Here is a 26204-nt window from a genome sequence, read left to right as displayed (position 1 = left end):
TCCTTCCCTTGCTTGAAAAGGGTTCTGCACGGGCGATTCGCGGGCCGCGCCTATTGCTGCTGCTCACCTGCGAGCCGGGCCAGCATCAGGGCGCCGAGGATGATGGCGCCGTAGATGGCCTGTATCCAGAACGATGGCACCTGCGCCAGCGTCAGCAGGTTCTGCACCACGCCCAGCAGCAGCACGCCGCACAGCGCGCCCGACATGGAGCCCTTGCCGCCATCGAGCGAAATACCGCCGATGACGGCCGCCGCGAACACCGTGAAAATCATCGAACTGCCCTGGTTGGCATTGATGGCGCCCACATAGCCCGTGACCACCAGCCCGCCCACTGCGGCCAGCACACCGGCCAGCACGAAGACGCCCCAGGTAATACGGTCCACATTGATGCCCGCCGCGCGCGCCGCATGGGGGTTGCCGCCAATCGCATACAGCGCGCGGCCCAGCCGGTGGTGGCGCAGCACCACGGCGGCCATGCCGAACGCCAGCGCCGCCAGCCAGACCGACAGCGGCAGCCCCAGCAGCGTGGCCGTGGCCAGGGCGAAGAAAGGCTGCGGCATGTCGAACAGGGTGCCGCCCCTGGTCGCGCCCACCAGCAGGCCGCGCAGCACGATCAGCATCGCCAGCGTGACGATGAAGGCATTGAGCCGCAGCCTGACGACCAACAGGCCATTGAGAAAACCCGTGCATGCGCCCACGGCCGCGATGGCCAGCAGCCCTGCCGCCACCGGCCATTCCGTGCCAAAGCCTCCCGAGGCTGCAGGAATCACCAGCATGGCGCCCACCGCCGGCGCAATGCCCACCGTGGACTCCACCGACAGATCGAACTTGCCCGTGATGATGATCAGCGACTCCGCCAACACCACCAGCGCCAGGGCCGCCGAGGCCCCAGGATGCTGACCAGGTTGGCCGGTGTCAGAAAGCTGGGGCTGGTCAAGGCTCCCAGCACGAACAGCAGGGCCAGCGCAGGGACCAGCGCATAGTCGCGCAGCCGGTGCAGGGCGAGCCGCCCGGCGGCCGGCACGGGCACAGCCGTGTTCGGCGAGACAAAGGCGTCAGTGCGCATGCAGGCTCACTCCTTCCATGGATGCAATCAGTTCACCGTCGTCCCAGCCTCTGGCGAGTTCGGCCACCACATGGCCATGCGACATCACCAGCACGCGGTCGCAGATGCGCAGGTCGTCCAGCTCGCTGCTCGCCAGCAGCACGGCCCGGCCCTGCAGTCGCTCACCCTCCACCACGGCCAGCAATGCCTGCCGGGACTTCACATCCACACCCGCAGTGGGATCGATGAGCACCAGCACATCGGGCTCGCTGGCCAGGGCGCGCGCCATCACCACCTTCTGCTGGTTGCCGCCCGACAGGCCGGACACGGCCTGCTGCGGCCCGCTGGCCGCCACATCGAGTGCACGCATGGCCGACAACGCTGCCGCCTGCCGGCGCGCTGGCGCAACGAAGCCGAACCGGCCCAGCCTGTCCATGATGGTCATGGTTGCGTTCTCGGCAATGGACTGCCCCGGCACCAGGCCCTGGCGGTGCCTGTCCTGCGGCACGCAACCCACGCCGTGCGCCAGCGCGGCGCCCACATCGCCGGGCGGCAGCACGCGGCCCGACACCAGGATCCGGCCTGCCGTCGTGCGCCGCAGACCCGCTACCGCCTCGCCCACGGCCGTGCGCCCGCTGCTGGTGGAGCCTGTCAGCCCCACGATCTCGCCACGCCGCACCTGCAGGCTGACAGCCCCGAAACCCTTGCCGCACACCTGCTGCAGCGCCAGCACCACGGGGGCAACGCCCGTGCCCCAGCCTGCCGGGGGTGCGTGGGCGGTGCAAGGCGAGCCGGCCAGGCTGTCCCGCTCGCCCGTCATGGCCTCGATCAGTGCCTGCCGGGGCAACTGCGCCACCGGCGCCGTCACCACATGGCGCGCATCGCGCAGCACGGTCACCGTCTGGCAAATCTCATAGATCTCCTGCAAGTGGTGCGAGATGAAGAGAAACGTGACGCCGCCTTGCTGCAGATCGTGCACGCGCCTGAGCAGCCGCCGCGTCTCGTCGTGGTCCAGCTGCGCCGTGGGTTCGTCCAGGATGATGAAGCGCGCGCCCAGCGACAGTGCCCGTGCGATCTCCACCAGTTGGCGCGCCTCCACCGTCAGGTCCCGGGCCAGCGCATCCTCGTGCACATCGATCTGCCAGGCATCCAGCAAGGCCCTTGCCTCGCGCCGCAGCACGCGCCAGGAAATCCAGCCATGGCGCAGCGGCTGCCGGTTGATGAACAGGTTCTCGGCCACCGACAGCTCGCCGATGATGGTCGAATGCTGGTAGACACAGGCCACATGCTGGCGCCAGGCCATGCGGTCGGCCACCGCAGGCGCGGGCTGGCCGTTGAAGCGGATGCTCCCCGTGCCGGGCTGGTGCAGGCCGGTCAGCAGGGCGACCAAGGTGGACTTGCCTGCGCCGTTGCGGCCAGCCAGTGCATGCGACTCGCCCGGCATGACCGCCAGGCTCACATCGTGCAAGGCCATCGTGGAGCCGAAACGCAAGCCGAGCCCACGCGCCTCCATCACCGGCGTGCCGGGCCTGCCAGCCATGAATCCGGGGCGCATCGTCATGGCTGGTTGGCCCACAGCGACTTGTCATCCACGTTCTCGCGCGTCACCACGGGCGCGGGCAACTGGTCCTCCAGAATGCCCGGAGCCACCTCCACGATGCGGCTGCCATGCGGGGTGGGCCCGGGCTTGAACGACTGCCCGGCCAGCGCTGCCTTGATGTAGTACAGGCCGTACTTTGCGTAAAGATCGGCGGGCTGCGAGATGGTGGCGTCGATCTCGCCCTTGCGGATGGCGTCCAGCTCCTGCGCGATGCCGTCGTTGCTGATCACCACGATGTGCCGCGGATCGCCGGCCGGATGCAGCAGCCCCCTGCGCCGCAGCGTCTGCAGCGTGGGCGCCAGATAGACGCCGCCTGCGTGCATGTAGATGCCCTTCAGGTCCGGATGCGCGGACAGCAGGCCGTCGAGCGCGGCAGCGGCGGCATCGGACTTCCAGGCCGCGGGAATCTCCAGCACCTGCAGCGCCGGGAAATCCTTCATGCAACTGCGAAAAGCCTCGGCCCGATCACGGCCGTTGACCGATGCCAGGTCGCCCATGATCTGCACCACCTTGCCCGCTTTCACCTGCGCGCCCAGGTACTGGCAGGACCGCGTGCCATAGGCGCGGTTGTCGGCACGCACCACCATCGCCACCTTGCCCCGGGTAGGCGCCACGTCCACCGCCACCACAGGAATCTTCCCCTGCTCGGCCAAGGCGAGCGCGCGACCAATGGCCGCCGAATCCAATGGCGCCACCACCAACCCCTTGGCGCCGAGGTTGATCAGATTGGCCACGTCGGTGATCTGCTGGGCCGGGTCCTGGTTGGAGTTCACCGGCGCCAGGATGTCGACCCCGAGGGCCTTCGCCATTTGCGGGAGGTAGCCGTTGTAGGCCTGCCAGAACGGCGAGGTCAGCAGTGGCAGGTTGACCCCGATCCTGCCCTGCGCCGGGCCGGGCTCCACCGCCAGCGCAGACCCCGCGCATGCCAGCGCCGCAACAGCGGCTGAGAACCGCCAAGCCATGCCGACCCGTTTGGCCGGTGCCTGGGAAACGCCATGCAGTGCTGCCATGGAACTGGCCTCCTCATGTGTGCCGGGACTCCGGCGGTGCGGCGGTGTGACGGGATCGCCTCTTGCCTATGACCAAAATGCCTTGGTTTGGCAAAATCATTCATCCATGAATTTATTATTTATGAATAAATTCAAACTTGGCACCTATGGTTTACCCAGAGCATTGCCCCGATGCGCAAGGCATCCTCCAAAACAGGATCAGTCCTATCCCGAACGTAAGATCTGCACGCATGAGCAAAGCACTGGACAACGCAGAAGACAGCGAGCGCTACCGCGCGCCGGCACTGGACAAGGGGCTGGACATCCTGGAGCTGCTGGCCGAGCACCCCGATGGACTGACGCGGGCCGAGATCGTCAAGGAACTGGGCCGGGGCCCCAGTGAGATCTACCGCATGCTCGAGCGGCTGGTGGCCCGGCAATACGTGATGCGCTCAGCCGGCGGCGACCGCCATGCGCTCAGCCTCAAGATGTTCGCGCTGGCGCACCGCCACCCGCCCGTCAACCGCCTCGTGACCCAGGCGCTGCCCGTCATGGATGCCTATGCGCGGCAGGCCGAGCAGTCCTGCCACCTGGGCCTCTACGACCGTGGCAATGTCCTGATCGTGGCCCAGGTCCCCGGCCCCGGGAACTGGGGCCTGTCAATCAGGCTGGGCGCACGCGTCGGGCTGCTGGACACCGGGTCAGGCCATGTGCTGCTGGCCTGCCAGACACCCGAACGCCGCGCGCAGATGCTGGCCGAGCACACGCCTTTGGAAGGCGAGGTACATCTGCCCGAGGCGCAGCTGCACGACATGCTGGAACAGATCCGCAGCACGGGCTACAAGCAGCGCGAAAGCCTGCAGTCCTATGGAGTGGTGGACATCTCCTGCCCCATCCTGGGACCTGACGGTCAGGCCCTGGCCGTGCTGACCTCACCCTATATCCGCCGCATCGATGGACATGCGGGCCCTTCGCTGGATGAAGCGCGCGAATGCCTGTTGCAGGCGGCACAGGAGTTGTCGTTGAACCGGCAGCCGCGCGACGGCCAGTGAGCCGCGCGCAGCCTGCCGGCTGGCGTCAACGCGCCGTCGTATCGCTGCTGGCCGCCACGATGGGGATATAGAACTCCCCGCCGGCACGGTTGAATTCCTCGGCCTTGGCCTGCATTCCGGCGGCAATGCCTTCCTGCTCGGCCACGCCCTTGGCAGCGGCGAATTCGCGCACTTCCTGGGTGATCTTCATGGAGCAGAACTTGGGGCCGCACATGGAGCAGAAGTGCGCCACCTTGGCGCTGTCCTTGGGCAGGGTTTCGTCGTGGTAGGCCTGGGCGGTGTCGGGGTCCAGGCCCAGGTTGAACTGGTCCTGCCAGCGGAAGTCGAAGCGGGCCTGGCTCAGCGCGTCGTCGCGGGCGCGGGCGCCGGGGTGGCCCTTGGCGACGTCGGCCGCGTGGGCCGCGATCTTGTACGCGATGATGCCCTGCTTGACGTCGTCGCGGTCGGGCAGGCCCAGGTGTTCCTTGGGCGTGACGTAGCACAGCATGGCGGTGCCGAACCAGCCGATCATGGCCGCGCCGATGGCGCTGGCGATGTGGTCGTAGCCGGGGGCGATGTCGATGGTCAGCGGGCCCAGGGTGTAGAACGGCGCCTCGTGGCAGTGCTTGAGCTGCTCGGTCATGTTGGCCTGGATCATGTGCATGGGCACGTGGCCGGGGCCTTCGATCATGGTCTGCACGTCGTGCTTCCAGGCCAGCTGGGTCAGCTCGCCCAGGGTCTTGAGTTCGGCGAACTGGGCTTCGTCATTGGCGTCCGAGGCGCTGCCGGGGCGCAGGCCGTCGCCCAGCGAGAAGCTGACGTCGTACTGCTTCATGATGTCGCAGATGTCCTCGAAGTGCTCGTACAGGAAGCTCTCGCGGTGGTGGGCCATGCACCACTTGGCCATGATGGAGCCGCCGCGCGAGACGATGCCCGTGCGGCGCTGGGCCGTGAGGTGGATGTAGGCCAGGCGCACGCCGGCGTGGATGGTGAAGTAGTCCACGCCCTGCTCGGCCTGCTCGATCAGGGTGTCGCGGAAGATGGGCCAGGTCAGGTCCTCGGCAATGCCGCCCACTTTCTCCAGCGCCTGGTAGATGGGCACGGTGCCGATGGGCACGGGCGAGTTGCGGATGATCCAGTCGCGCGTGGTGTGGATGTTCTTGCCGGTGGACAGGTCCATCACGTTGTCCGCGCCCCAGCGGATGGCCCAGACCAGCTTCTCGACCTCTTCCTCGATGCTGGAGGTGACGGCCGAGTTGCCGATGTTGGCGTTGATCTTGACCTTGAAGTTGCGCCCGATGGCCATGGGCTCGATCTCGGGGTGGTTGATGTTGGCCGGGATGATGGCGCGGCCGCGCGCCACTTCGTCGCGCACGAATTCGGGCGTGATGATCTTGGGGATGGCAGCGCCCAGGCCGTTGCCGGCCAGGCGTGCCTCGCGCGCGGCGTCCTGCTGGTACTCGGCCATCCATTCGCGGCGGCCGTTCTCGCGCAGGGCCACGTATTCCATCTCGGGCGTGATGATGCCCTTGCGCGCGTAGTGCATCTGGGTGACGTTTCCGCCGCTTTTCGCGCGGCGCGGCTGGCGCTGCAGCGATGCGGCCTCGGCCCGCAGGCGGGCCACGCGCTCATCTTCCTCGCCGCGCTTGCCGCCGTCGTCGAGGGCCTGGCGCAGGCGGCCGGCGTAGTACTCGCTGTCGCCGCGCGACTCGATCCAGGCATTGCGCACGCCCGGCAGGCCGCTGCGCACGTCGATGGCCACGGCCGGGTCGGTGTAGGGGCCCGAGGTGTCATAGACGCTGACCTGCTCGCCATTGGTCAGCTGGATATCGCGCACGGGCACGCTCAGGCCGGCATGCAGGCTGCCTTGCAGATAGCTCTTGGTGGAGGCCGGGAACGGCTTGCGCGACTGCGCCAGCAGGTCGGAAAAACGCTGTGCGTCTGGAGCTTCGCCGGCTGCGGGGGTGAAGATGGAATCGGGAGCGTTCATGTCGGGTTCCTTGCGTTCAAAGCGTCGATCAACAACGCTCCGGGAACCGGACACTCCTTGGGCTGTGCCAAAGGCCGCGCACCGGGCTATGCCAGTGTGGGCCTGCCAGGGCCGTATGGCCTTGGCCCCTGGTTGCCACGCACGCCAAGGCGCACGAGCAGCCTTGGTTGGCAAGGGTCGATGCGCATCGGATGGTGGCCTGCCTGGCCGTTGCGGCCCTGCGTGTATCCGCCGTGGCGGACTTCCATCCTCTGACTTCGGCCCCGCTTCAGGGTCCCGCTCTTCTTCCGCCGGTATCAACCGGATCAAGTTCGTCGGGTTCGCCGCCTGGTCCATGCAGCGCATGGACCGGTTGGCATCTCAGTGCATCAGCACACCCCGGAGCAGAGCGCAGTATAGGGGATGGCAAGGCGCCCTTGCCCTGCGGGTTTGCCCAGGGGCCTGAAAGCCCTGCTCAGTCGAAGCCGCGCATCTGCGCCCATTCGGCCACCGGTGCGCGCGTGGCGCGCCAGCCGTTGATGGGGGCATCCTTGTCCTCGTAGCCCAGCGCAATGCCGAAGGCCACGTGGTAGCCCTCGGGCAGCGCCAGCGCCTGGGTCACGGCATCGTTGTAGCGGCGCCAGAAGCCCTGGGCGCAGGTCGCCAGGCCATTGGCGCAGGCCAGCAGCATGAAGGACTGCAGGTAGATGCCCAGGTCCACCCATTGCGGCAGACCCATGCGCTCGTCCACCGCCACGATCAGGCCCACGGGCGCGCCGAAGAACTGGCCGTTGCGCGCCAGCTGCTCCAGCCGCGCGGGCTTGTCGTCGCGCGGAATGCCCAGCGACTGGTACAGCTCCTCGCCATTGGCAAAGCGCCGACTGCGGTAGGGCTCCCAGAGATTGGGCGGGTAGGACAGGCCGGGCTGGGCGTCCTGGGGCTCGGCTTCGGCAACGGCGGTGAGCAGCTGCTGCAGCGGCTCGCCCGTCAGCGCCAGCACGCGCCAGGGCTGCAGGTTGCCGCCCGAGGCCGCTTGTGCCGACTGTTCCATCAGGGAGCGCACCAGCGCCGCATCGGGCGACTGGGGCAGGAAGGCGCGCACGGAGCGGCGCGCATGCAAGGCCTGTTCAACGTTCATGCTGGTCGGGGTCTCCGGTCTTCTTGGGGGATCTTGGGGATCTTTGGTGATCTTGTGCAGGCCTACTTGCCCATGATCTGGTCGATCTTGTCCTTCTGGAACGCCTGCGGGCGCTCGGACTCGCAGGGCACGCAGTCGCCCACCTTGCTGCCGGCCGAGAGCTTGGCAATGGCCTCCCAAAGCAGCGCGATCTGCTGCTCGTGCGCGGCCGCGCCATCGCTCAGGCCGCGCATGGCCTGGGCCACGGGGTCCATTTCCTGGGTGATGCCGTAGGCCGTGAACGGCTGGGGCGCGGCAGAGGCCGAGACCTTGATGGACTCGGCCTTGGCAGATGCCAGGTCGTGCTCGGTCACGTCGGCGCTGTGGCCGTTCTTGCTGGCGATGATGCGCGCCGGAATGCCCACGGCCGTGGCGCCTGCGGGCACGGGCTTGATGACCACGGCATTGCTGCCGATCTTGGCACCGTCGCCCACGTCGAAGCCGCCCAGCACCTTGGCGCCCGCGCTGACCACCACATCGCGGCCCAGCGTGGGATGGCGCTTGGCGCCCTTGTACAGCGAGGTGCCGCCCAGGGTCACGCCGTGGTAGATGGTGCAGCCGTCGCCGACCACGGCCGTCTCGCCGATGACGACGCCCATGCCGTGGTCGATGAAGACGCGCTCGCCGATGACGGCGCCCGGATGGATCTCGATGCCGGTGAGCCAGCGGCCGATGTGCGAGATGAAGCGCCCCAGCCACTTGAGGCCATGGTTCCAGCACCAGTGCGCCGGGCGCTGCAGCCAGATCGCATGCAGACCCGGATAACAGGTGATGACCTCCCAGGTGCTGCGTGCCGCAGGGTCGCGGTCGAGGATGCACTGGATATCGGAGCGCAGGCGGTCAAGCATCTAGGGGCTGGTTATTGTTGACAAGACCGCTCAGTCTAGCGTTTCGGTGGGGTGCTCTGCAGCATGGCCTTCGCAACACCGCGCAGGATGTGGATTTCCTCGGCGGTCAGTTGCGAGCGGTTGAAAAGCTGGTTGAGGCGCGGCATCAGCTTCTTGGGCGCAGCCGGATCAAGAAAGCCGATATGCGCCAGCGCCTGCTCCCAATGGCCCAGCATGCCGGCCACCTGGGCCGCGTCGGCACGCTGCGGCGCGGGCGTGTGCTCCACCACGGGAAAGCCGCCCAGCGCCTGGCGCCATTCATAGGCCACGACCTGGATGGCCGCCCCCAGGTTCAGCGAGCCAAACTGCGGATTGGACGGAATCGACAGCGCCACATCGCTGCGGTAGACATCGTCGTTGCTCATGCCGAAGCGCTCGCAGCCGAACAGGAAGGCCACGCCCGACTGGTTGCAGCGCGGCGTGGGAGCCCATTCATCGGTGGTCGGCGCCGCTTCATCGGGCGCATCCAGCACATCCAGCGCCCCGCTGAGCAGCAGCTCGAAATGCTGGCGCGGCGTGCGCGTGGGCGGGCCGAAGTCGCGCGGCGTCATGGCCGTGGCGCACAGGTGGCTGATGCCGTCCAGCGCCTCCTCCAGCGTCTCGACCACGCGCGCATTGCCCAGCACGTCCAGCGCGCCGCTGGCCCGCTGGATGGTCTCTTCCTTGCGCAGCACGTTGGGCCAGCGCGGGCGCACCAGCACCAGGTCGTCAAAGCCCATGGTCTTCAGGGCGCGGGCGGCGGCGCCCACATTGCCGGCGTGGCTGGTTTCTATCAGTACGAATCGGGTTTTCATAGCGTCGCTGGCCTGCCGGCGCCGGCAGAGCCCCCAAGACGGGACAGGTTGCGCAGCACAAAACGGACAAGGCGGGTAAAATTGCGCGCTATTGTCGCCGCCCCGCATCGCCGGACGCGGCTTTTTCCGTTCTTACCCGCGTCAAACAGCCTGCTTTTGCCAGAGAGGACCGTCCTCTCCTTGCACAGCCGCTGCTCCGCCAACGCCTCACAATCTATGTCGACCAACCTGCATCCCATGCTCAACGTGGCCATCAAGGCCGCACGCGCCGCCGGCGCCATCATCAACCGCGCGGCTCTTGACGTGGAATCCGTGCGTGTCGCACAAAAGCAGGTCAACGACTTTGTGACCGAGGTGGACAAGGCGGCCGAGCAGGCCATCATCGAAACCTTGCTGGGCGCCTACCCGGGCCACGGCATCCTGGCCGAGGAATCGGGCAACGAGTTCGGCGCCAAGAACTCCGACTACGTCTGGATCATCGATCCGCTGGACGGCACCACCAACTTCATCCACGGCTTCCCCGTGTACTGCGTGAGCATTGCCCTGTCCTTCAAGGGCAAGGTCGAGCATGCCGTGGTGTACGACCCCTCGCGCAACGACCTGTTCACGGCCACGCGCGGCCGCGGCGCCTACCTGAATGACCGCCGCATCCGCGTGTCCAAGCGCATCCAGCTCAAGGACAGCCTGATCTCCACCGGCTTCCCCTTCCGCCGTGGCGACAACTTCAAGCAGTACATGAACATGCTGGGCGACGTGATGCAGGAAACCGCTGGCGTGCGCCGCCCCGGCGCCGCCGCGCTGGACCTGGCCTACGTGGCAGCCGGCTTTGCCGACGGTTTCTTCGAAAGCGGCCTGCAGATCTGGGACGTGGCCGCTGGCAGCCTGCTGGTGACCGAGGCCGGTGGCCTGGTCGGCAACTTCACGGGCGAGGCGGATTTCCTGGAGCAGAAGGAATGCCTGGCGGGCAATCCGCGCATCTATGGTGCGCTGGTCGGCATCGTTGGCAAGTACAGCAAGTTTGCTTCGGCTGGTGAGAAGGCTGGTGTGCGGCAGGCGCTGTCTGATTCTGGAGAGGCGGCTCCCGTCGCTGATGCTGAAACTGCTGAGTCTGAGCAGCAGCCTGAGGCTTGATTCCGGCTTCTCCTCTCTTATGAAAAACAGCTCCTTCAAGGAGCTGTTTTTCGTTGGGCGCGGGTTCGGTGCGCTTTTTGCCCCTGCCGGGAGGTTGTTTTTCGAGGCCGGGTCTCGGCCCGGCGGCCGACCTACCTTTCTTTGATTCGTCACCGGTACGCCGGCCGAAGAAACGTAGGCCAAAGAAAGACGACCCGAATGTCCACGTCCCTTCGCTTCGCTGCGGGCAACCTGCGTCGGCATACGGGAGGGGTGCGGGCCACGGCCATGGCCTCACGGCCTGGCCTGTGGCGCAGACTCTTTTACTTGACCCGTGCGTTGATCACCGCCTCGGCCACGTTGCGCGGTGCTTCGGCGTAGTGCTTGAACTCCATGGAGTAGGTGGCACGGCCTTGCGTTTGCGAGCGCAGGGAGGTGGCGTAGCCGAACATTTCGGACAGGGGCACTTCGGCCTTGATGGACTTGCCGCCGCCGGCCATGTCGTCCATGCCCTGCACCATGCCGCGCCGCGAGGACAGGTCGCCCATGACGGTGCCGGCGTAGTCTTCGGGCGTCTCGACCTCGACGGCCATCATGGGTTCGAGGATGACGGGGCTGGCCTTTCTCGCCGCTTCCTTGAAGCCGAAGATGGCCGCCATCTTGAAGGCCATTTCGTTGGAGTCCACGTCGTGGTACGAGCCAAAGGTCAGCGTGACCTTCACGTCCACCACGGGGTAGCCGGCCAGCACGCCGCTGGTCAGGGCCTCTACCACGCCCTTTTCCACCGCAGGGATGTACTCGCGCGGCACCACGCCGCCCTTGATGGCGTCGACGAACTCGAAGCCCTTGCCAGGCTCCTGCGGCTCCACCGTGAAGACCACGTGGCCGTACTGGCCCTTGCCGCCGGACTGGCGCACGAACTTGCCGTCCACATCGGTGACTTTCTTGCGGATGGTCTCGCGGTAGGCCACCTGGGGCTTGCCCACGTTGGCTTCCACGTTGAACTCGCGCTTCATGCGGTCCACGATGATTTCCAGGTGCAGCTCGCCCATGCCGGCGATGATGGTCTGGCCCGATTCCTCATCGGTGCGCACGCGGAACGACGGGTCTTCGGCTGCCAGGCGCGACAGGGCAATGCCCATCTTTTCCTGGTCGGCCTTGGACTTGGGCTCCACGGCCTGGGCGATCACGGGCTCGGGGAAGACCATCTTCTCCAGCACGATGGGTGCGGACGGGTCGCACAGGGTCTCGCCCGTGGTCACGTCCTTCAGGCCCACGCAGGCGGCAATGTCGCCGGCGTGAATTTCATCGACCTCCAGGCGTTCATTGGCATGCATCTGCACGATGCGGCCGATACGCTCCTTCTTGTCCTTGACGGAGTTGAGCACGCTGTCGCCCTTGTTCAGCACGCCCGAGTAGACGCGCACAAAGGTGAGCTGGCCCACGAAGGGGTCGGTCATCAGCTTGAAGGCCAGGGCAGAGAACTTTTCGCTGTCATCGGCATGGCGCACGATGATGGAGCCGTCTTCGGCATGGCCTTCCACGGGCGGCACTTCCAGCGGGGAAGGCATGAGCTCGACCACGGCGTCCAGCAGGCGCTGCACACCCTTGTTCTTGAAGGCCGAGCCGCACAGCATGGGCTGGATCTCGCCCGCAATGGTGCGCAGGCGCAGGCCGCGCAGGATGTCGGCCTCGGGCAGGTCGCCCTCTTCCAGGTAGCGGTTCATCAGGTCTTCGCTGGCCTCGGCAGCCGCCTCCACCATGGACTCGCGCCACTTCCTGGCGTCTGCCACCATGGCTGCGGGAATGTCCTGGTACTCGAACTTCATGCCCTGCGTGGCCTCGTCCCAGATGATGGCCTTCATCTTGAGCAGGTCCACCACGCCGGTGAACTGCTGCTCTGCGCCAATGGGCAGCACGATGGGCACCGGGTTGGCCTTGAGGCGGTCGATCATCATCTGGCGCACGCGCAGAAAATCCGCGCCCGTGCGGTCCATCTTGTTGACGAAGGCCAGGCGCGGCACCTTGTACTTGTTGGCCTGGCGCCAGACCGTCTCTGACTGCGGCTGCACGCCGCCCACGGCGTCATAGACCATGACGGCGCCGTCGAGCACGCGCATGGAACGCTCCACCTCGATGGTGAAATCCACGTGGCCCGGGGTGTCGATGATGTTGATGCGGTGCTGGTCAAAGCGGCCGTCCATGCCCTTCCAGAAGCAGGTAGTCGCCGCCGAGGTGATGGTGATGCCGCGCTCCTGCTCCTGCTCCATCCAGTCCATGATGGCGGCGCCCTCGTGCACCTCGCCCAGCTTGTGGCTCACCCCGGTGTAGAACAGGATGCGCTCGGTCGTGGTCGTCTTGCCGGCATCGATGTGCGCGGAGATACCAATGTTGCGATAGCGTTCTATGGGGGTATGGCGGGCCATGAAAGGACTCCTGGGTGCTACGAAAGCGTAAGTGCGTGATCTGCCGGTTCGAAGGGTCGGATTCTCGCGGGGGTTGAATGAGGGTTGATGACAATTGGAATGTACGAAGACAATCGTACTATCTTCCGCAACTTCTTGCAGAACGATCCATGTTTTCACCACGCAAGGGGCGTGTCTGCCAGATAACTGCCCGCGCCACGCCGCATCAGCGACGTGCGGCATTGCTTCCATGGCACAGTGGCGCCCCATCGACAGGATTGCGACTTGCGCAAGAAGGAACGCCACCAGCGTTCTTCCACAGGGCGCAGCGCGTAGCTGCCACCTGTTTGCACAAGTCCTGAGGACGATTCATGCTTGCCAACCACCCCGACCGCGAACAGATACGCCTGGAAAACCTGCTCAACGCCCTGGGCAACCCCCTGCGCCTGGCCGTGGTGCGCGCGCTGGCCGCAGGCCATGAGCGCGCCTGCGGCTCGCTCTTGCAGGGCCAGTCCAAATCCACCATGACCCACCACTGGCGCGTGCTGCGCGACAGCGGCGTGATCTGGCAGCGCCCCGATGGCCGCGAAAACCTGCTCTCCCTGCGCCGCGAAGACCTGGATGCGCGCTTTCCAGGCCTGCTGGACGCGCTGCTGCAGGCCCTGGCCGAAGACCCGCTCACCGAACAGGCCACGGCGGCCCACCTCAAACCCTGCCCCTGAAGCCCGGCCCCAGCAACGCAGGCGGCAGGCCTGCGCCCTACCCCTTCACGGCAAGCGCCGCAGCTACGCCCTCATCCGCAAACCGCTTGGCCGCCTTGAGCAGATAGCTCACGGCATAGAGGATGGGGTCGTCGGCCTCGTCGCCATTCAGATGGTCCACCACCTCAATGGCATAGCCCAGGTCCACCGCCGTGTCGTGCAGCAGGCCCAGTAGTTCCTTGTCCTGCGGCTCCAGCGACTGCGCCTGATCGGCCTTGGCGTAGTAGATGCGCAGCAGGTCGCGGCAGACGCAATTGATGGCTGTGACCTTGTGGCGAGCGTGCAGCTCCAGCACTTCGAGGGCAGCGCCCAGGTGCAGGACGGCGTCGATGGCTAGGTCGTCGAGGTTGGGTTGGGGAGTGGTGGAGAAGGTTGCTTGTCCCATCGAACCTAGTTGTGGGTGAGTCATGGCTCACAATTCTTGGTTCGCAAGGTGCGCTGGGCCACGTTTTCTTTAACTCATGGCTGCCACGCAATCGATCAGTGCAGGCTCAAGAGCCAGCCGCCATCGGCCAACAGCAAGCCGCTTGCCGATTCTGTCTGCGGATCGCCGCAGCCGACATGTGACCTCAGATAGGCATACATCTGGTAGATGTAGCCGCTGCGCAGGCTTTGCTCCCAATGCGCTCATCAGGCAGCATAGAGCGAATCAGTGCCTGCTCCTTCTGGCTGGGGCTGCTGATCTCCCAGATTCCCTCTTGTAGGAAGCGAGCGCTCTGGTCATCGGTGCGATCAAAGCTGGCCCCGACGAACCAAGTTGTCCTGGAAGACTCGTCTGGACCTGCGCTACTCATGCAGTTTGCTCCTCGTTGAATATTCCTTGCCTTCGGCAAGCATCGAGAAAAGCCTGTTTAAGGAAATTGCAGTCGGTGAATGGGCGCTTTCCGGCGTTGAACGCCAACGTCTTGAGAAAATCTTGAGGATCTTTCCCAAGCTCTCTCCATTCATCCAGAACCTGCGTGAGCCAAGCTTTGCCATCGCTTTCCATACAAAGCTTTGACTTGTAGCGCTCTTCGATGCCGTACACGTCTTTCCACGTGTCAATCTCCTGCGCGATGGCCGCAGGGCCAAATTGCAGGGTGATGTCCGCAGGGGTCAGCTTGGCAATGTCTGAGTGTTGCAGGTCTATTTGCAGCTCAATGGAGTGCGGCGTCGTCTTGTATGGATAGAAGACGGGGCGGCGATGAACCGCTCCCGCTGGATCTTTGAGCGAGTAGGCTGGATCCTTGCTAGTTTTGTAGCTGCTGTTGCAGTGATGACAGGCTGGTACAAGGTTGCGGAAGTTGATGGAGTTGAACGGGTACAGAGCTTTTGGCAGGTAATGGTCATAGGCCTCTCGCTTGCTGTGGTACTCGCCCAGCAAATCGTTGATGCCGCAAAACGGGCATTTCCCAGCCTTGTTGGTTTGCACAAAGGCTTGGTAGTGGTCGTCGATGTCGCCGATTTTTTCGCGCAGTGCAGCGAGGTTGAGAAGCGATTGGGAATAGAGTTCTTTGAAGAAGGTGCCGAGCTGGGCAGCAAGGTTTTTGTGATTAACGGCGATGTCGGTGTAACGGCCGAGGTGGGTCGCCGGATCATTTGTGCAAACTTTCTCAAGATCGTTATTGCCTTGGTACCAGCGCTTGAACTGGTTAATTTCCTGTGCTGAGAGCGGCGCGAAAAGTTCATAGATTGCTTTCACGTCTTTGTAAAAAATCTTGCCCCGCTCTGCCGCTTTTGCAGAAAATCCAAACTCCCTCATGACCTCCTTTAGGTCAGAATTTCCCGCGAACAGATCTGGATGGAAAACCAGACCGACTGGCGCCTTGCACCACACCTCATGAAAGATGAAGTCTATGAATGCCTGCATCTTCTCCATCTGGTGCGGGACATAGGTGTACGGAAACAGCATCAGCCCTGCGCCTCCCCATTGCTTGGCCGATCAGCATCGAGGATGGCCCTTATCAGCAGCACTTTCTCCACCGAATCGCCGAGTTGCTGATCAATCTCCGTGATAAGAGCCTCTTTGTCTTCGCTGCCCTGTTCAAAGCGCGTCCGCATCGCATCCAGCAACGCCTGCGCATGGCCGCCGATAGTTTCGCGCTTGCCAAAGGTGCTCATGGTGATCTTGTTGATCGAAGCACCCAGCGTGTTGTACGGCGGGTGGTTCATGCTGACCTTGCCGCTGGCTTTGTCCTTGGCAAACACCAGTACCTTGTCCCGCTCGCTATCGGAGATCAGAAATGGTGTGTGGGTTGTGATCAGCATTTCCTGCGCGCGTTCACCATTGCCCGGCAGGCACTGGCGCAAGCGGCTGATGAAGTTAGCGCGCCAGTCGGGGTTGAAGTGCGTTTCGGGCTCGTCGAGCAGGAACAGACTGTTAGTATCGCGGAACAGCAGGCACAGGCCGAGGCTGTGCAGCAGTTGGTGCTCGCCATCCGACAACTCTTTGAGAAGCATCGGCTTCTCAACACCTTGCTTCGTGAAGTAGAAGTTCTTGATGCGCATGGCGCGCTCATCGGACGCCAAGGTCGGCACCGTCTCACTGACGTAGTGACTGGTCGAGGTGTAGAGATCCGCCTTCAGGGTTTCGCTAACCGGGTAAAGATTAAGCGCCAGAAGAACTTGCAGTGCTTGGAACAAGGCCAGAGACGAATCATCAAAGTTGGCGCGGAAGGCTTTCTGGGTGTGCTCATTGACCCAGTAATCAAGGGTCAGTGTGTCCGACGCCTCATCGTGGAAATGCAGTGTGGCGCAGCGCTTGAGCTTCTCGATGATGGAGGTATTTTGTGTTCGCTCATTCGCCTCTAAGCCGTGCAACAGCTTGAGCCGATAGTCTCCAGTGGCTGGATCAAGATAGACCGCATCGGTATCTGCGAACCCACCGTGCTGCGTCTCGGTGTGCATGATGTAGTCACCTGATGTGAAGGCTGCCAGCTGGTGACGCGTGACGGGAATACTCCGGCGCAGAATGATACGAAATTGCTTCAACTCTCCAATGCCTATGTCCTCGCGGAAGGGCTGCAAGGTGGCCTCATCCTGAAACAATAGATTGCACAGCAGGATGGCTTGACTGAACCCGTTGTCGAGGTAAGCCAGCCGCGTTTCTGGGTAACCAGGATAGGGTAGTTGTTTGGCGAGCGCGTTCCAGTATTCGTCGAACTGCACGAACCGCATCTTGAAAAACGGCAGGCTGAGGATCTCGTTCTCGCCCGAGGAATAACCCAGCACGTACTGCGGCAGCAGGATATCGGCGTGTCCGCCCTTAAACGCCTCGTACACATCGGTACTGAAGTCGCCCTGGTTTTCCCAAAGAATGCGCACCGATTCGCCGGCGTTCTTCCACACACCCACCTTCGCCCACGGCGGGCTGTCGGGGCTGCGGTACTCGGCGGGCACGCGGATCAGGTAATCCAGCTCAAAGGCGATGGGCGAAACATCCAGCGCCTCGTCCTGCAAGGCCTCCGGCAGAAAGCTGCGGCGCACGCGCAGAACTTCCAGCTGGTAAAAGATCGCCGCCAGAGCTTCGAGCAGGTTGGATTTGCCGCTGCCGTTCGGCCCGGCGCAGACAAAGGGCGCGAAGTCGTTGGGTTGCACCAGCTCGTCCTGCAAGCTCCACTCGGTGCGGAAGTGGTGCTCAAAACCGCAGGGCAGGCTGCGGAAACCGTCAGGGTCGGTGATCTTGAGGCGCAGCAGTTTCATGTCTGACTGGTCTTTAGCTCAATCAAATTTCCAAGTATGGTCTCTTTGGTTTCAATTACACAATAAACTTGGTTTCTCTCTTGCCTCAAGCGCCCAGAATCAAGTGCCTCAAAGACCCAAGCTTTGACATGTTCGTAGTCGCTGGCACGCAGTTCGAAATCATTGTCCGGGTGCAGTTCTGCCAGCCGGGTTTGCGCGGCGGCGATGAAGTGTTCGAGGGAGAAAGCCGCACCGTCCAACTGCGTGCGATAGGCCTCCAACCAGAAACGCAGCAGCGGTGCAAGCTGCGTGCGGTCTTGGAGTGCGGGCAGCAGTAAATCGGTTTCGGGCAGCTCGATCACCGGCGTGATGATGGGCGCAGGCACGGCAGCGTCCACGGGGCTTTCTCCTTCGATGGGTACTGCAGGCAGGGCCACCCGCGACAAATCCAAATCGCCCTTGAAGGCCTGCTGACTTAGGGCACCGTAGAGGGCTTCGAGGTCGGTGAGGTTTTTTTGGTAGCAGGACTTAATGGCTTCGACCTTTTCGACGACAGCGGCGAATTGGTCCTGAAGTTCGATGGATGGATACGGAAACTCCAGGGAATCGAGAACTCCGGTGTTCATGTGGGTAAAAGCGCCATCTGCTCCTGTCTTCAAGCGCCCTACTCGCCCCTTGCAGTACAGCATCAATGAAACGAAGTACAGGGGTCGCAATTCATCGCCTAATCGAACACGAATCAAATTAGTGCTGATGATCGCAGGCTGCTCATTCATGCGAGCGACACACATCTTTCCAACAGTGCCAGCCCGCGAAACGATGATGTCGCCATCCTTCACCGAGTACGCCACCAGCTCGTCGTACTTATCAGCGGTGATCCACATGCGAAATGGAAGTGCCATTCGTCCATCTGAGGCGATGTTGTCCATATTCCAAACTGGCACGCCCGCATCGACTAGCTCCTCCTTCTTCAATGCACTTCCGAATGGGCCGCACTTAGTTCCCTCTTTAGGATTGACATAGAACTCCGAAAGCTTTCTTACAGGAAAACTATGAGGATTCAGAATCGGGTCGCCAAACATCTCCAGAAAAACGCTCTTGAGCAGGTCGTCGATTTGTTGCAGGTGTTTTTTGCGTTGGGCGATCAACCCTTCCACTCTGTCGAGCAGATGAGCAATGCGGATTTGGTCGTTGAGGGGCCAGTCCGGAATCTCGAAGTTCTCTAGAAATTCAGCCGGCACGCGCTTGTGGCCAGCTGCTCCCTTCATCGACTTCTGACCAAGAGACAACAGCCGCTTGCTACGCACAAAGTGATATAGAAATCGAGGGTCAACCTTCGCTGGAATGGCTCGGAGCACGTGAAACTCCGTTGACCCAAATCCGATTTGGTGCTCTAAATTGTCGGCAAGTGCCGATTTCCCGTTTTCAAAGCACGGGGTTATCTTTGCCAGTAAGACATCGCCCCGCTGGAAATATGTAAATCCCTTTCTAACTTCACCAAAGCTGCGAGTCTCCTGGAGTGTTATTCCTCCGTCTTCAGAGACTGCGGCCATTGGTACAAACGTAATTTCTCTTGAATCTTCTAGTCCCTTTGGCAGCCGAGGATTTATTTGAGCAACCTGCGATAGCGGAACGGCCTTCATCCCACCATCCCCTTCAGTTCCAGCAACTGGCGAACAATCCCGCCTTGCACCTTGGTCAGTTCCGCCTCGTCTACATCGCCCACCTCGGCCTGAATCAATCGATCCAGAATTACGCCCGGCGCGTCGTAGTGCACTTCTTCGAACACGTCTTGCTTGTAGCGCGAAAGCGAAAGGTCGAAGTTGTTTTTCTCGTCCGCAATCTCGGTGCGCGACACCATGAAGCACTTTGAGGTGCGATTGGTATCACTGGACGCGTTGCGAGCGTGGTATCGGACGATGATGTCTTGCAGGTCACCAAAGCCTTCCTGCTTGCTGCGCTTGTCGTCCAGCGAGTAACCATCGGCGGCCATTTCGTAGAACCAGACGTCTTCGGTGGCGGGTTTCGCCACCTTGTCTTTCGGTCCCCAGACCTTGGTGAACAGCAGGATGGCGGTGCTGACCCCGGCGTAGGGTCTGAACACGCCACTGGGCAAGGTGATGACGGCCTTGAGTTCGCAACGCTCCACCAGCATCTGGCGCAGCGCCTTGAACGCGCCGCCGGAGCCGAACAGCACGCCCTGCGGCACGATCACGCAAGCGGTAGCGCCCTTCTTGAGCAAGCGGTAAATGTTCTCGACAAACAGCAGCTCGGTCTTGGTGGTGGCCAGTTGCAGGTGCTCGTTGATGTCGCCCTTGTCGATGCTCCCGGTGAAAGGCGGGTTGGCCATCACGATGTCGTATTCGGCCTCCTCGGTGTAGCTCTTGCTGAGGGTGTCTTTGTAGTCGATGTGCGGCTCGTCGATGCCGTGCATCATCAGATTCATCAGCCCCAGCCGCACCATGGTGGCGTCGATGTCATAGCCGCACAGTGAGCTGGCCAGAATGGCCTGCGCCTTCTCTGTGAGCGCTGCCGCGACCGATGTGCGGATAAAGCCGTCTTCATCGGGCTTGAGGTCTTGGGCGCCCGCTTTTTTTGCCAGTTCGGTGACGATGTACTGATACGCGCCGAGCAGAAAGCCGCCTGAACCGCAGGCCGGGTCGGCAATCCTGTGGCCCAGTTGCGGCTGCACCAGATCGGCCATCAGCTTGATGATGTGGCGCGGGGTGCGGAACTGGCCGTTCTTGCCGGCGGTGGCGATCTCGGACAGCAGGAACTCGTAGACATCGCCCTGGATGTCCTGGAAGGCCTGGCCTTTCTCCTTTGAGTCCTTCTCCATCACCTCGAAGATGTCGTCGATGGTTTTCACCGCTTCCACCAGCAGGGCGGGCTTGGGGATGATGAAGACGGCGTTCTTCATGTGGTGGGTGAAGTTGGATTCGGCGCCGTTCAGATCTTTGAGGAAAGGAAACACCTTGCCCTGCACGTGCTGCAGCATCTCTTCGGCCTGCATGCGTTTGAATTCGCTCCAGCGTAGGCTGCGCTTTTCGATGGGGCGCTGTTCCGCGGCTGGCCAGTTGCGTTCCTCGGGCGGAATCCAAGTGCCCGTGAACTTGGAGGTGTACTTCTCGCCGGTCCATTCGGCATCGGCCTGGCGCTTCTGGTCCAGCTCATCCAGCCGCTTCATGAACAGCAGGTAGGTGATCTGCTCGATGGCGGTGAGCGGGTTGCTGATGCCGCCGCTCCAGAATTTGTTCCAGAGCTGGTCGATCTTGCTTTTGAGTTCGGGGCTGTTTTGCAGCATGGTGTGCCCGTTTATTTAGGCAGCCAACCGTTCGGTCAGCTGCAGGATCTCATTGATTTCAAATGGGCTGAACACGCCACGGATGCCTTGCGGATGGATGACCGTGAAGGGGGCGTTGATCAGGTCTTTCTTCTCCACCTTTTCGCGCTCGATGATGAAGCCCTTCAGCAGATTGAGGAATTCCATCTGCCGGCTGCTGAGCGTGGTGTGGGCGCGGATGAATTGGTCAAAGGCGGCGCTGACCTCGTCCGGAAAGCTCCTGAGTACCTCAATACCCAGGATGTGGCGGATGAACTGGATGAAGCCCGCCTTGCGGTTCTTGTAGACCTGGCGCAGCAGGTCTTCGGTGATATGCGGGTGTTCTTCGTGCAGCAGTTCGGCCAGTTCCTTGGCCTCTTCACTGCTCACTGCCTCGCCGTTCTTGATCTTCTGCAGCACCGGGTTGTGCGCGGTGAGTTCGGCGATCAGGTTTTCCACCATTTCGCGGTAGCGGGTGATGTTGACCGCCTCGTGCTGTGTGCCGAACTCCACCCATTCCTTCTTGTGCAGCTCATCGGCCAGATCGAGGTGGGTTTGCTCCTGGCCGCTGGATTGCTCGCGGAATTTCATCAGCGGGCCGAGCTTGGCGACCAGTTCGTCGAAGGCGTCTTCATCCGCCTTGGCCCAGTAGTGGCTGGTTTGCGCGGCGCGGATCAGGGCCTCTTCCTGCTTGACGAAGCCGACCGAGAGTGGCAATTCGCCGATCTGCTCGACGATGCTGTCCTTGAGGGTGTCGGCTTGTTCCTTCTCCTCGCTCAAAACTGCCAGTGAATATTCCAGCAGATCGCGCTCGAAGCGCATGGCCTTGAAATCGGCCTCGGACACGGTGCGGAACAGCGGCTTGATTTCTGCGCGCACGAACTCAAGGCGCTCGTGGCTGAGGCTGATCCAGAAGTTGTCGTCGTCCAGCCGCGCCAGCGCGGCAGCGGCTTCCTTGATCACCACCGACTCGTTGGGTAACGCGGCAATCTGCAGGCGGAGCTTGGCGACTTCACGCGTGGCGATGTCGGCATGGCCGCTGTCATTGGCCTTTTCAATCTTGTCGAGGCGCAGACCCACCAGCCGCACCGGGAGCGGCAACTGCGGTTTAAGCTCCTTACCCTTGGGGTTGAGCTTGAAGTATTCGAAGTTGTCCCAGCAGTCGAGGATCAGGAATACATCCTTCTCAAGGCACCAGGGCTTGGGCTTGCTGGTTTCCAGTAGGCGTGTGCCGCGCCCGACCATCTGCCAAAACTTCGTGTACGAGTAGACCGGCTTGGCGAACACGAGGTTGACGATTTCGCGCACATCGATGCCGGTGTCGAGCATGTCCACGCTGATGGCGATGCGAGGCATGTCGTTGTTGGTGAATTGATCAAGCTGCCCACCTTTCCCGTAGATGCGTGGGTCATCCGACACCAGCACCTTTGCAAGCTCACCGTGGTACTGCGGGTAAAGCTTGTCGAAGATTTCTTCCATCCGCCGGGCATGGGCCTTGGTGGCGCAAAAGAAAATGGTCTTGCCTGGCAGCACGCCGTTAGTGTCCTTGATGGCCTCCTCCATGAATTCGCGGACGATCAGAGTGTTGGTGCCCTTGTTGATCACCTGCTTTTCAAGCTGAGTGCCCTCGAAGTTGATGTCTTCAACTTCCTTGCCCTGGAGGATCAGCTTCTTCTGGTCTTCCAGCGAAATGGTGCGCTTGCTGATGCCCTCCATCTGGAACTTGGTCTGAATCTTCATGACCTGGAAGTTGCAGAGGTAGGGCGGCACGTTGTTCACGGCTTCTTCATAGGTGTAGGCAAACGTGGGAATGCCATCTTCGCAATGAAAAAGCTGGAAAGTGTTGTGGTCGATGATGTCGGTCGGCGTGGCCGTGAGGCCCAGCGTGATGGTCTTGAAGTAGTCCAGCACTTCGCCAAAGGTGTTGTAGATGGAGCGATGGCTTTCATCTACGACGATGAAATCGAAGAAGTGCGACGACAGGTGCTGTGCCTCGTCTCGGATGATGTTGAGCATCGTCGGGTAGGTGGCGACATACACACGGCGATCCGTCGCGATCAGCTTTTCACCCACGTTAGGCCAGCGCGGCTCGTTGGGCATGTGCTCCTTAAAGGCGGCCAAGGCCTGCTCACGCAAAGCGATGCGGTCCACGAGAAATAGCACCTTTTCTGCGTGTCCAGCCCGCATTAGGGCCTCGACCATGGCAATACAGGTGCGGGTCTTACCTGTGCCGGTGGCCATTACCAGGAGGAAGTCACGCCGTTTCTGTTCGATGCCTTCGAGCACCGCGCGAATCGCTCGGATCTGGTAGTCGCGACCGGCAATCGAGGTGTTTATGAATTCCTGCGTCAGCGGCTTGCGGTTGCGGCGTATATAGGCGAAGCGCTCCAGATCGTCTCGTGTGGGAAAACCGATGACCTTGCGCGGTGGAGCGTTTTCCAGATCCCAGAAATAAAGCTCGTGGCCATTGGTGTAGAAGCAGAATGGCAGTTCGCCGCCCAGCTGCTTCTGGATGTTGTAGCAGTACTGCTTGGCTTGCTCGCGGCCAATGGCGGCATCGCGGCTGGTCTTTTTGGCTTCGATCACCGCCAGCGGCTTGCGGTCCTTTCCGAGTAGGACATAGTCGCTGAACTGCTGGCCCTCGTAGGACGTGCACGGCTCTGCCACCGCATCACGCAGTGCCGTAAGAATGCCGAATTCCTCAACGACTTGCGTCGAGTCTTTCACGTTCCAACCCGCCTGAGCGAGTTGCTGGTCGATCAACTCTGACCGGGTTTGTGCCTCGGATTTGGTCACGTTTAGCCTTCCCCACTGGATTCATCTATGTTCGCTTTCGCTCTCCGTGGCGTCATCAGCCCCCCCCGCACGCACCCATTTGTCCACTTCGGACAACTGAAATTTCCACAGCCGCCCAATCTTGTGAGCGGGCAGTCCTTTGCGCTCGCGCCAACGATAAATGGTGTCCTTTACAACGCCCAGATGCCTAGCAACATCAATGGCTGTGACCCAGGGTTCGGCACTCATGGATTCTTGCTCAAAATATCTCAAAGTCGTTTTAAATCGTTCTTAGTCTACCACGCAGACGAAACAGCCAAGTAGGCCATCTTGGTCGGCAAATTGGTTGTTTTACGGTCAGCAAGGAATCTTCGACGGTCAGGCTGACGGCTTTGACGTACGTGTCAGACGATTGAGGGGGCTACTACTTTAATCAGTAGCGTGAGTTCGGCTCCGTCAGACGACGCACTGCAACCGCTGCATAGCCGCCGGCCGCATGCCGCAGATCAGCAGCACCAACAGGTCGATTGCAGCCTCCTCTGCGCTCCCACACACTCCCTGCACACCCCCACCCCATAATCCCGCCCGCAACCCCCAGCCCTCCCCCGGCCCTTCTTGCAGGCACAAGACATGACTTCACTGACCGAGCTGTGGCAGGCAGCCATCACCTGGCTCGCCACCCACGCTGTAACCCCCACCGTCCACTGGCTGGACATCGCCCAGGCGGCCGGCGATCCGCGTGAGATTGCCGAGGCGGTGCTGATTGCCACGCTGCAGTTGTTCCTGATCGCGGGCGTGATGCGGCCGCTGGAGAGCCTGTTTCCGGCCGAGCGCTGGAGCGACCGGCGGCTGACGACGGTGGACCGCAACTACACGCTGCTGATGCTGCTGGGGCTGTTTCCGCTGTTCAGTTTCCTGGTGCTGATGCCGTTTGCCAGCATGCTGGGCGGCGGGCCGGCGGCCGAGGAGGCCACGGGGCTCAAGCACTGGGTGCCGTGGTTTGCGGACCATCCGGTGGCGCTGTTCCTGGTGTACTACGTGGTCTACGACCTGGTGTATTACTGGATGCACCGCGCCCAGCACGTGATTCCCTGGTGGTGGGCCATGCACAGCATGCACCACAGCCAGCGCCAGATGAGCTGCTGGAGCAATGACCGCAGCCATTACCTGGACGGCATGCTGCAGTCCTTCATCCTGGCCACGGTGGGGCTGGCGATGGGGGTGGAGCCTTCGGAGTTTGCGCTGCTGGGGCTGCTCAGCGAGCTGGTGCAGAACTTCTCGCACGCCAATGTGCGGCTGCGCCTGGGCTGGCTGGGCCGCGTGGGTGAGCGGGTGCTGGTGGGCCCGCTGTTCCACCGCCACCACCACATGCTGCGCGACCCCGAGCGGCCCACGCGCCACAACTGCAATTTTGGGCAGGTGCTGCCCTGGTGGGACATGCTGTTTGGCACGGCGCTGTACACCGACGAGCCCGTGCGCCCCACGGGCGTGAGCGACCCCGAGGTGGATGCCGACAACGAGCGCGGGCTGGTGGCCATGCAGTGGCATACGCTCAAGCGGTTCTGGGGGGCGTTTCGCCGGCGCGAGGGCTGGCGGCTGGGCGATGTGTCCTTCGGGCCGGGCTACCGACCCATTCATGACGACGACGGGGCCCAGCCCCACCCTGCGGCCGGGGCGACTGGAGCGGCTGGGACGACCGGGGTTGCGCCTACGGCTCCAGGTTCGGCCGCATCAGCGCCTCGAACCAGTCGATGAAAACCGCCAGCCGGCGCGAGCGCTGGCGGCGGTGCGGATACAGCAGGGCCACGGGCATGGGCGCTGCGCGGTGGGCGGGCAGCACTTCCACCAGCTCGCCCGTGTCCAGCAGATGCTGCACGTCATAGCGCGGGATCTGGATCAGCCCCAGGCCGGCGCGGCAGCAGGCGATGTAGCTTTCTGCGTTGTTGGTGACCACGCGGCTGGGCACGGCCAGGGTCTGTGGACCGTCTGCCCCATCCACCCCGTCCACATCGCTCACCCCACTCCATTCCCAGGGCAGTTCCCGCCCGGTGCGCGGCGAGGCATAGCCCACGCTCCAGTGGCCGTGCAGCAGGTCCTGCGGCTGCTCGGGCAGGCCGTGCTCGCGCAGGTAGGCGGGGCTGGCGCAGTTGATGAGGGCAATGCAGCCCTGCGGGCGCACGACCAGGCTGCTGTCATGCAGCGTGCCCACGCGCACGGCGCAGTCCACGCCTTCCTGCACCAGGTCAATGGCGCGGTCTGACGAGCCCAGCACCAGTTGCAACCCCGGGTGGCGGCGCATGAGCCCCGGAAGCGCAGGCGCCAGCAGGCGGCGCGCGATGCGGCTGGGCACGTCCACATGCAGCCGGCCCGTGGCCTGGCGCGTGCGGGCCTGGAACATCTGCTCCACATCCTCGGCCTCTGACAGCAGCGGGCGCACACGCTCCAGCAACTGGGCACCATCGGCCGTGAGGCTCACCTGGCGCGTGGTGCGGTGCAAGAGCCTTGCGCCCACCTGCTCCTCCAGCTGCTGCACGGCGGCGGAGACCGTGGCGCGCGGCAGGTCCAGCGCATGGGCGGCCTTGATGAAGCTGCCCATCTCGGCCACCTGCATGAAGATCCGGTATCGGTCGAGTCGGTCCATGGGACGCAGCATAGTCCGTGCAGCAGTCCTTCCACTTG

The 26204-nt window shown here is 62.8% G+C and carries 19 protein-coding genes, 1 pseudogene and 1 riboswitch; of the genes and pseudogenes, 4 read left to right on the top strand and 16 right to left on the bottom strand.

Going from position 1 to position 26204, the window contains the following annotated elements; translation table 11 throughout:
• Positions 1–50: 50 nt before the first annotated feature.
• The 3 genes and pseudogenes from CLV01_RS10950 to CLV01_RS10940 all read right to left on the bottom strand — a co-directional run bounded on the left by CLV01_RS10950 (position 51) and on the right by CLV01_RS10940 (position 3607).
• Positions 51–1066, bottom strand: a pseudogene (locus CLV01_RS10950) (ABC transporter permease).
• A complete protein-coding gene (locus CLV01_RS10945; RefSeq protein ID WP_084027447.1) occupies positions 1056–2606 on the bottom strand; it encodes a sugar ABC transporter ATP-binding protein in 1551 nt (516 codons plus the stop codon). Before CLV01_RS10945 ends, CLV01_RS10950 begins: the two are co-directional and overlap by 11 nt.
• The gene (locus CLV01_RS10940) at positions 2603–3607 is read right to left on the bottom strand and encodes a sugar ABC transporter substrate-binding protein (protein ID WP_099735186.1); all 1005 of its coding nucleotides are present in this window, start codon (positions 3605–3607) and stop codon (positions 2603–2605) included. Before CLV01_RS10940 ends, CLV01_RS10945 begins: the two co-directional genes overlap by 4 nt.
• A 278-nt stretch (positions 3608–3885) precedes the next feature.
• Here CLV01_RS10940 and CLV01_RS10935 point away from each other — a divergent pair, with 278 nt between their 5' ends.
• Positions 3886–4686 carry an IclR family transcriptional regulator gene (locus CLV01_RS10935; protein ID WP_099734309.1) on the top strand — a complete coding sequence of 267 codons (801 nt, stop codon included), beginning with the start codon at positions 3886–3888 and terminating at the stop codon, positions 4684–4686.
• 25 nt (positions 4687–4711) lie between these two features.
• Here CLV01_RS10935 and thiC read toward each other — a convergent pair whose 3' ends face one another.
• The 4 genes from thiC to CLV01_RS10915 all read right to left on the bottom strand — a co-directional run bounded on the left by thiC (position 4712) and on the right by CLV01_RS10915 (position 9492).
• Positions 4712–6655, bottom strand: a complete 1944-nt coding sequence (thiC, locus tag CLV01_RS10930; protein WP_047218741.1) for a phosphomethylpyrimidine synthase ThiC — start codon at positions 6653–6655, stop codon at positions 4712–4714.
• Positions 6656–6920: 265 nt separating this feature from the next.
• Positions 6921–7046: riboswitch (TPP riboswitch) on the bottom strand.
• Between the two features lie 63 nt (positions 7047–7109).
• Entirely contained in the window at positions 7110–7772 is a 663-nt protein-coding gene (locus tag CLV01_RS10925; RefSeq protein WP_012204232.1) for a nitroreductase, read from the bottom strand.
• Positions 7773–7834: 62 nt separating this feature from the next.
• Positions 7835–8659, bottom strand: a complete 825-nt coding sequence (cysE, locus tag CLV01_RS10920) for a serine O-acetyltransferase (RefSeq protein ID WP_099734310.1) — start codon at positions 8657–8659, stop codon at positions 7835–7837.
• Between the two features lie 35 nt (positions 8660–8694).
• Complete coding sequence (locus CLV01_RS10915) at positions 8695–9492, bottom strand: RNA methyltransferase (protein WP_099734311.1); 798 nt, start codon at positions 9490–9492, stop codon at positions 8695–8697.
• Between the two features lie 216 nt (positions 9493–9708).
• Between CLV01_RS10915 and CLV01_RS10910 the strand changes: the two genes are divergently transcribed.
• Positions 9709–10623, top strand: coding sequence for an inositol monophosphatase family protein (locus CLV01_RS10910; RefSeq protein ID WP_016449664.1), 915 nt, complete (start codon positions 9709–9711; stop codon positions 10621–10623).
• Between the two features lie 302 nt (positions 10624–10925).
• Here CLV01_RS10910 and fusA read toward each other — a convergent pair whose 3' ends face one another.
• On the bottom strand, positions 10926–13028 hold the full coding sequence (gene fusA / locus CLV01_RS10905) for an elongation factor G (RefSeq protein ID WP_047219361.1): 2103 nt from the start codon (positions 13026–13028) through the stop codon (positions 10926–10928).
• Positions 13029–13378: 350 nt separating this feature from the next.
• Here fusA and CLV01_RS10900 point away from each other — a divergent pair, with 350 nt between their 5' ends.
• Positions 13379–13729, top strand: coding sequence for an ArsR/SmtB family transcription factor (locus CLV01_RS10900; protein ID WP_012204227.1), 351 nt, complete (start codon positions 13379–13381; stop codon positions 13727–13729).
• 37 nt (positions 13730–13766) lie between these two features.
• Here CLV01_RS10900 and CLV01_RS10895 read toward each other — a convergent pair whose 3' ends face one another.
• The 7 genes from CLV01_RS10895 to CLV01_RS10855 form a co-directional block, all read right to left on the bottom strand.
• Positions 13767–14153 (bottom strand): hypothetical protein, encoded by a 387-nt coding sequence (locus tag CLV01_RS10895; RefSeq protein WP_099734312.1) that lies wholly within the window; start codon positions 14151–14153, stop codon positions 13767–13769.
• A 405-nt stretch (positions 14154–14558) separates the two neighbouring features.
• Positions 14559–15659 (bottom strand): HNH endonuclease, encoded by a 1101-nt coding sequence (locus CLV01_RS10880; RefSeq protein WP_099734313.1) that lies wholly within the window; start codon positions 15657–15659, stop codon positions 14559–14561.
• Complete coding sequence (locus CLV01_RS10875) at positions 15659–17449, bottom strand: restriction system-associated AAA family ATPase (protein WP_099734314.1); 1791 nt, start codon at positions 17447–17449, stop codon at positions 15659–15661. The genes CLV01_RS10880 and CLV01_RS10875 overlap by 1 nt, the downstream gene beginning before the upstream one ends.
• Entirely contained in the window at positions 17446–19071 is a 1626-nt protein-coding gene (locus CLV01_RS10870; RefSeq protein WP_099734315.1) for a restriction endonuclease subunit S, read from the bottom strand. Before CLV01_RS10870 ends, CLV01_RS10875 begins: the two co-directional genes overlap by 4 nt.
• Positions 19068–20732, bottom strand: a complete 1665-nt coding sequence (locus CLV01_RS10865) for a type I restriction-modification system subunit M (protein WP_099734316.1) — start codon at positions 20730–20732, stop codon at positions 19068–19070. The genes CLV01_RS10870 and CLV01_RS10865 overlap by 4 nt, the downstream gene beginning before the upstream one ends.
• Before the next feature lie 15 nt (positions 20733–20747).
• Positions 20748–23546: a type I restriction endonuclease subunit R gene (locus CLV01_RS10860; RefSeq protein ID WP_099734317.1), complete on the bottom strand. Its 2799-nt coding sequence runs from the start codon at positions 23544–23546 to the stop codon at positions 20748–20750.
• A gap of 21 nt (positions 23547–23567) precedes the next feature.
• The gene (locus CLV01_RS10855; RefSeq protein WP_099735293.1) at positions 23568–23774 is read right to left on the bottom strand and encodes a helix-turn-helix domain-containing protein; all 207 of its coding nucleotides are present in this window, start codon (positions 23772–23774) and stop codon (positions 23568–23570) included.
• A 381-nt stretch (positions 23775–24155) separates the two neighbouring features.
• Here CLV01_RS10855 and CLV01_RS10850 point away from each other — a divergent pair, with 381 nt between their 5' ends.
• Positions 24156–25280, top strand: coding sequence for a sterol desaturase family protein (locus tag CLV01_RS10850; RefSeq protein ID WP_099734319.1), 1125 nt, complete (start codon positions 24156–24158; stop codon positions 25278–25280).
• Here CLV01_RS10850 and CLV01_RS10845 read toward each other — a convergent pair.
• Positions 25234–26166 (bottom strand): LysR family transcriptional regulator, encoded by a 933-nt coding sequence (locus tag CLV01_RS10845; RefSeq protein WP_099735187.1) that lies wholly within the window; start codon positions 26164–26166, stop codon positions 25234–25236. The genes CLV01_RS10850 and CLV01_RS10845 overlap by 47 nt on opposite strands.
• Positions 26167–26204 lie beyond the last annotated feature (38 nt).

Source organism: Delftia sp. 60 (assembly GCF_002754395.1).
Lineage (GTDB): Bacteria > Pseudomonadota > Gammaproteobacteria > Burkholderiales > Burkholderiaceae_C > Comamonas > Comamonas acidovorans.
Note: the sequence above shows the minus strand (reverse complement) of the source record. Positions and strands in the feature narration are given on the sequence as shown.

Excerpts from the sequence above, each read along its gene's own strand:
- CLV01_RS10945 (WP_084027447.1), bottom strand. The coding sequence starts at position 2,606 with ATGACGATGCGCCCCGGATTCATGGCTGGCAGGCCCGGCACGCCGGTG.
- CLV01_RS10940 (WP_099735186.1), bottom strand. The coding sequence starts at position 3,607 with ATGGCTTGGCGGTTCTCAGCCGCTGTTGCGGCGCTGGCATGCGCGGGG.
- CLV01_RS10935 (WP_099734309.1), top strand. The coding sequence starts at position 3,886 with ATGAGCAAAGCACTGGACAACGCAGAAGACAGCGAGCGCTACCGCGCG.
- thiC (WP_047218741.1), bottom strand. The coding sequence starts at position 6,655 with ATGAACGCTCCCGATTCCATCTTCACCCCCGCAGCCGGCGAAGCTCCA.
- CLV01_RS10925 (WP_012204232.1), bottom strand. The coding sequence starts at position 7,772 with ATGAACGTTGAACAGGCCTTGCATGCGCGCCGCTCCGTGCGCGCCTTC.
- cysE (WP_099734310.1), bottom strand. The coding sequence starts at position 8,659 with ATGCTTGACCGCCTGCGCTCCGATATCCAGTGCATCCTCGACCGCGAC.
- CLV01_RS10915 (WP_099734311.1), bottom strand. The coding sequence starts at position 9,492 with ATGAAAACCCGATTCGTACTGATAGAAACCAGCCACGCCGGCAATGTG.
- CLV01_RS10910 (WP_016449664.1), top strand. The coding sequence starts at position 9,709 with ATGTCGACCAACCTGCATCCCATGCTCAACGTGGCCATCAAGGCCGCA.
- fusA (WP_047219361.1), bottom strand. The coding sequence starts at position 13,028 with ATGGCCCGCCATACCCCCATAGAACGCTATCGCAACATTGGTATCTCC.
- CLV01_RS10900 (WP_012204227.1), top strand. The coding sequence starts at position 13,379 with ATGCTTGCCAACCACCCCGACCGCGAACAGATACGCCTGGAAAACCTG.
- CLV01_RS10895 (WP_099734312.1), bottom strand. The coding sequence starts at position 14,153 with ATGGGACAAGCAACCTTCTCCACCACTCCCCAACCCAACCTCGACGAC.
- CLV01_RS10880 (WP_099734313.1), bottom strand. The coding sequence starts at position 15,659 with ATGCTGTTTCCGTACACCTATGTCCCGCACCAGATGGAGAAGATGCAG.
- CLV01_RS10875 (WP_099734314.1), bottom strand. The coding sequence starts at position 17,449 with ATGAAACTGCTGCGCCTCAAGATCACCGACCCTGACGGTTTCCGCAGC.
- CLV01_RS10870 (WP_099734315.1), bottom strand. The coding sequence starts at position 19,071 with ATGAAGGCCGTTCCGCTATCGCAGGTTGCTCAAATAAATCCTCGGCTG.
- CLV01_RS10865 (WP_099734316.1), bottom strand. The coding sequence starts at position 20,732 with ATGCTGCAAAACAGCCCCGAACTCAAAAGCAAGATCGACCAGCTCTGG.
- CLV01_RS10855 (WP_099735293.1), bottom strand. The coding sequence starts at position 23,774 with ATGAGTGCCGAACCCTGGGTCACAGCCATTGATGTTGCTAGGCATCTG.
- CLV01_RS10850 (WP_099734319.1), top strand. The coding sequence starts at position 24,156 with ATGACTTCACTGACCGAGCTGTGGCAGGCAGCCATCACCTGGCTCGCC.
- CLV01_RS10845 (WP_099735187.1), bottom strand. The coding sequence starts at position 26,166 with ATGGACCGACTCGACCGATACCGGATCTTCATGCAGGTGGCCGAGATG.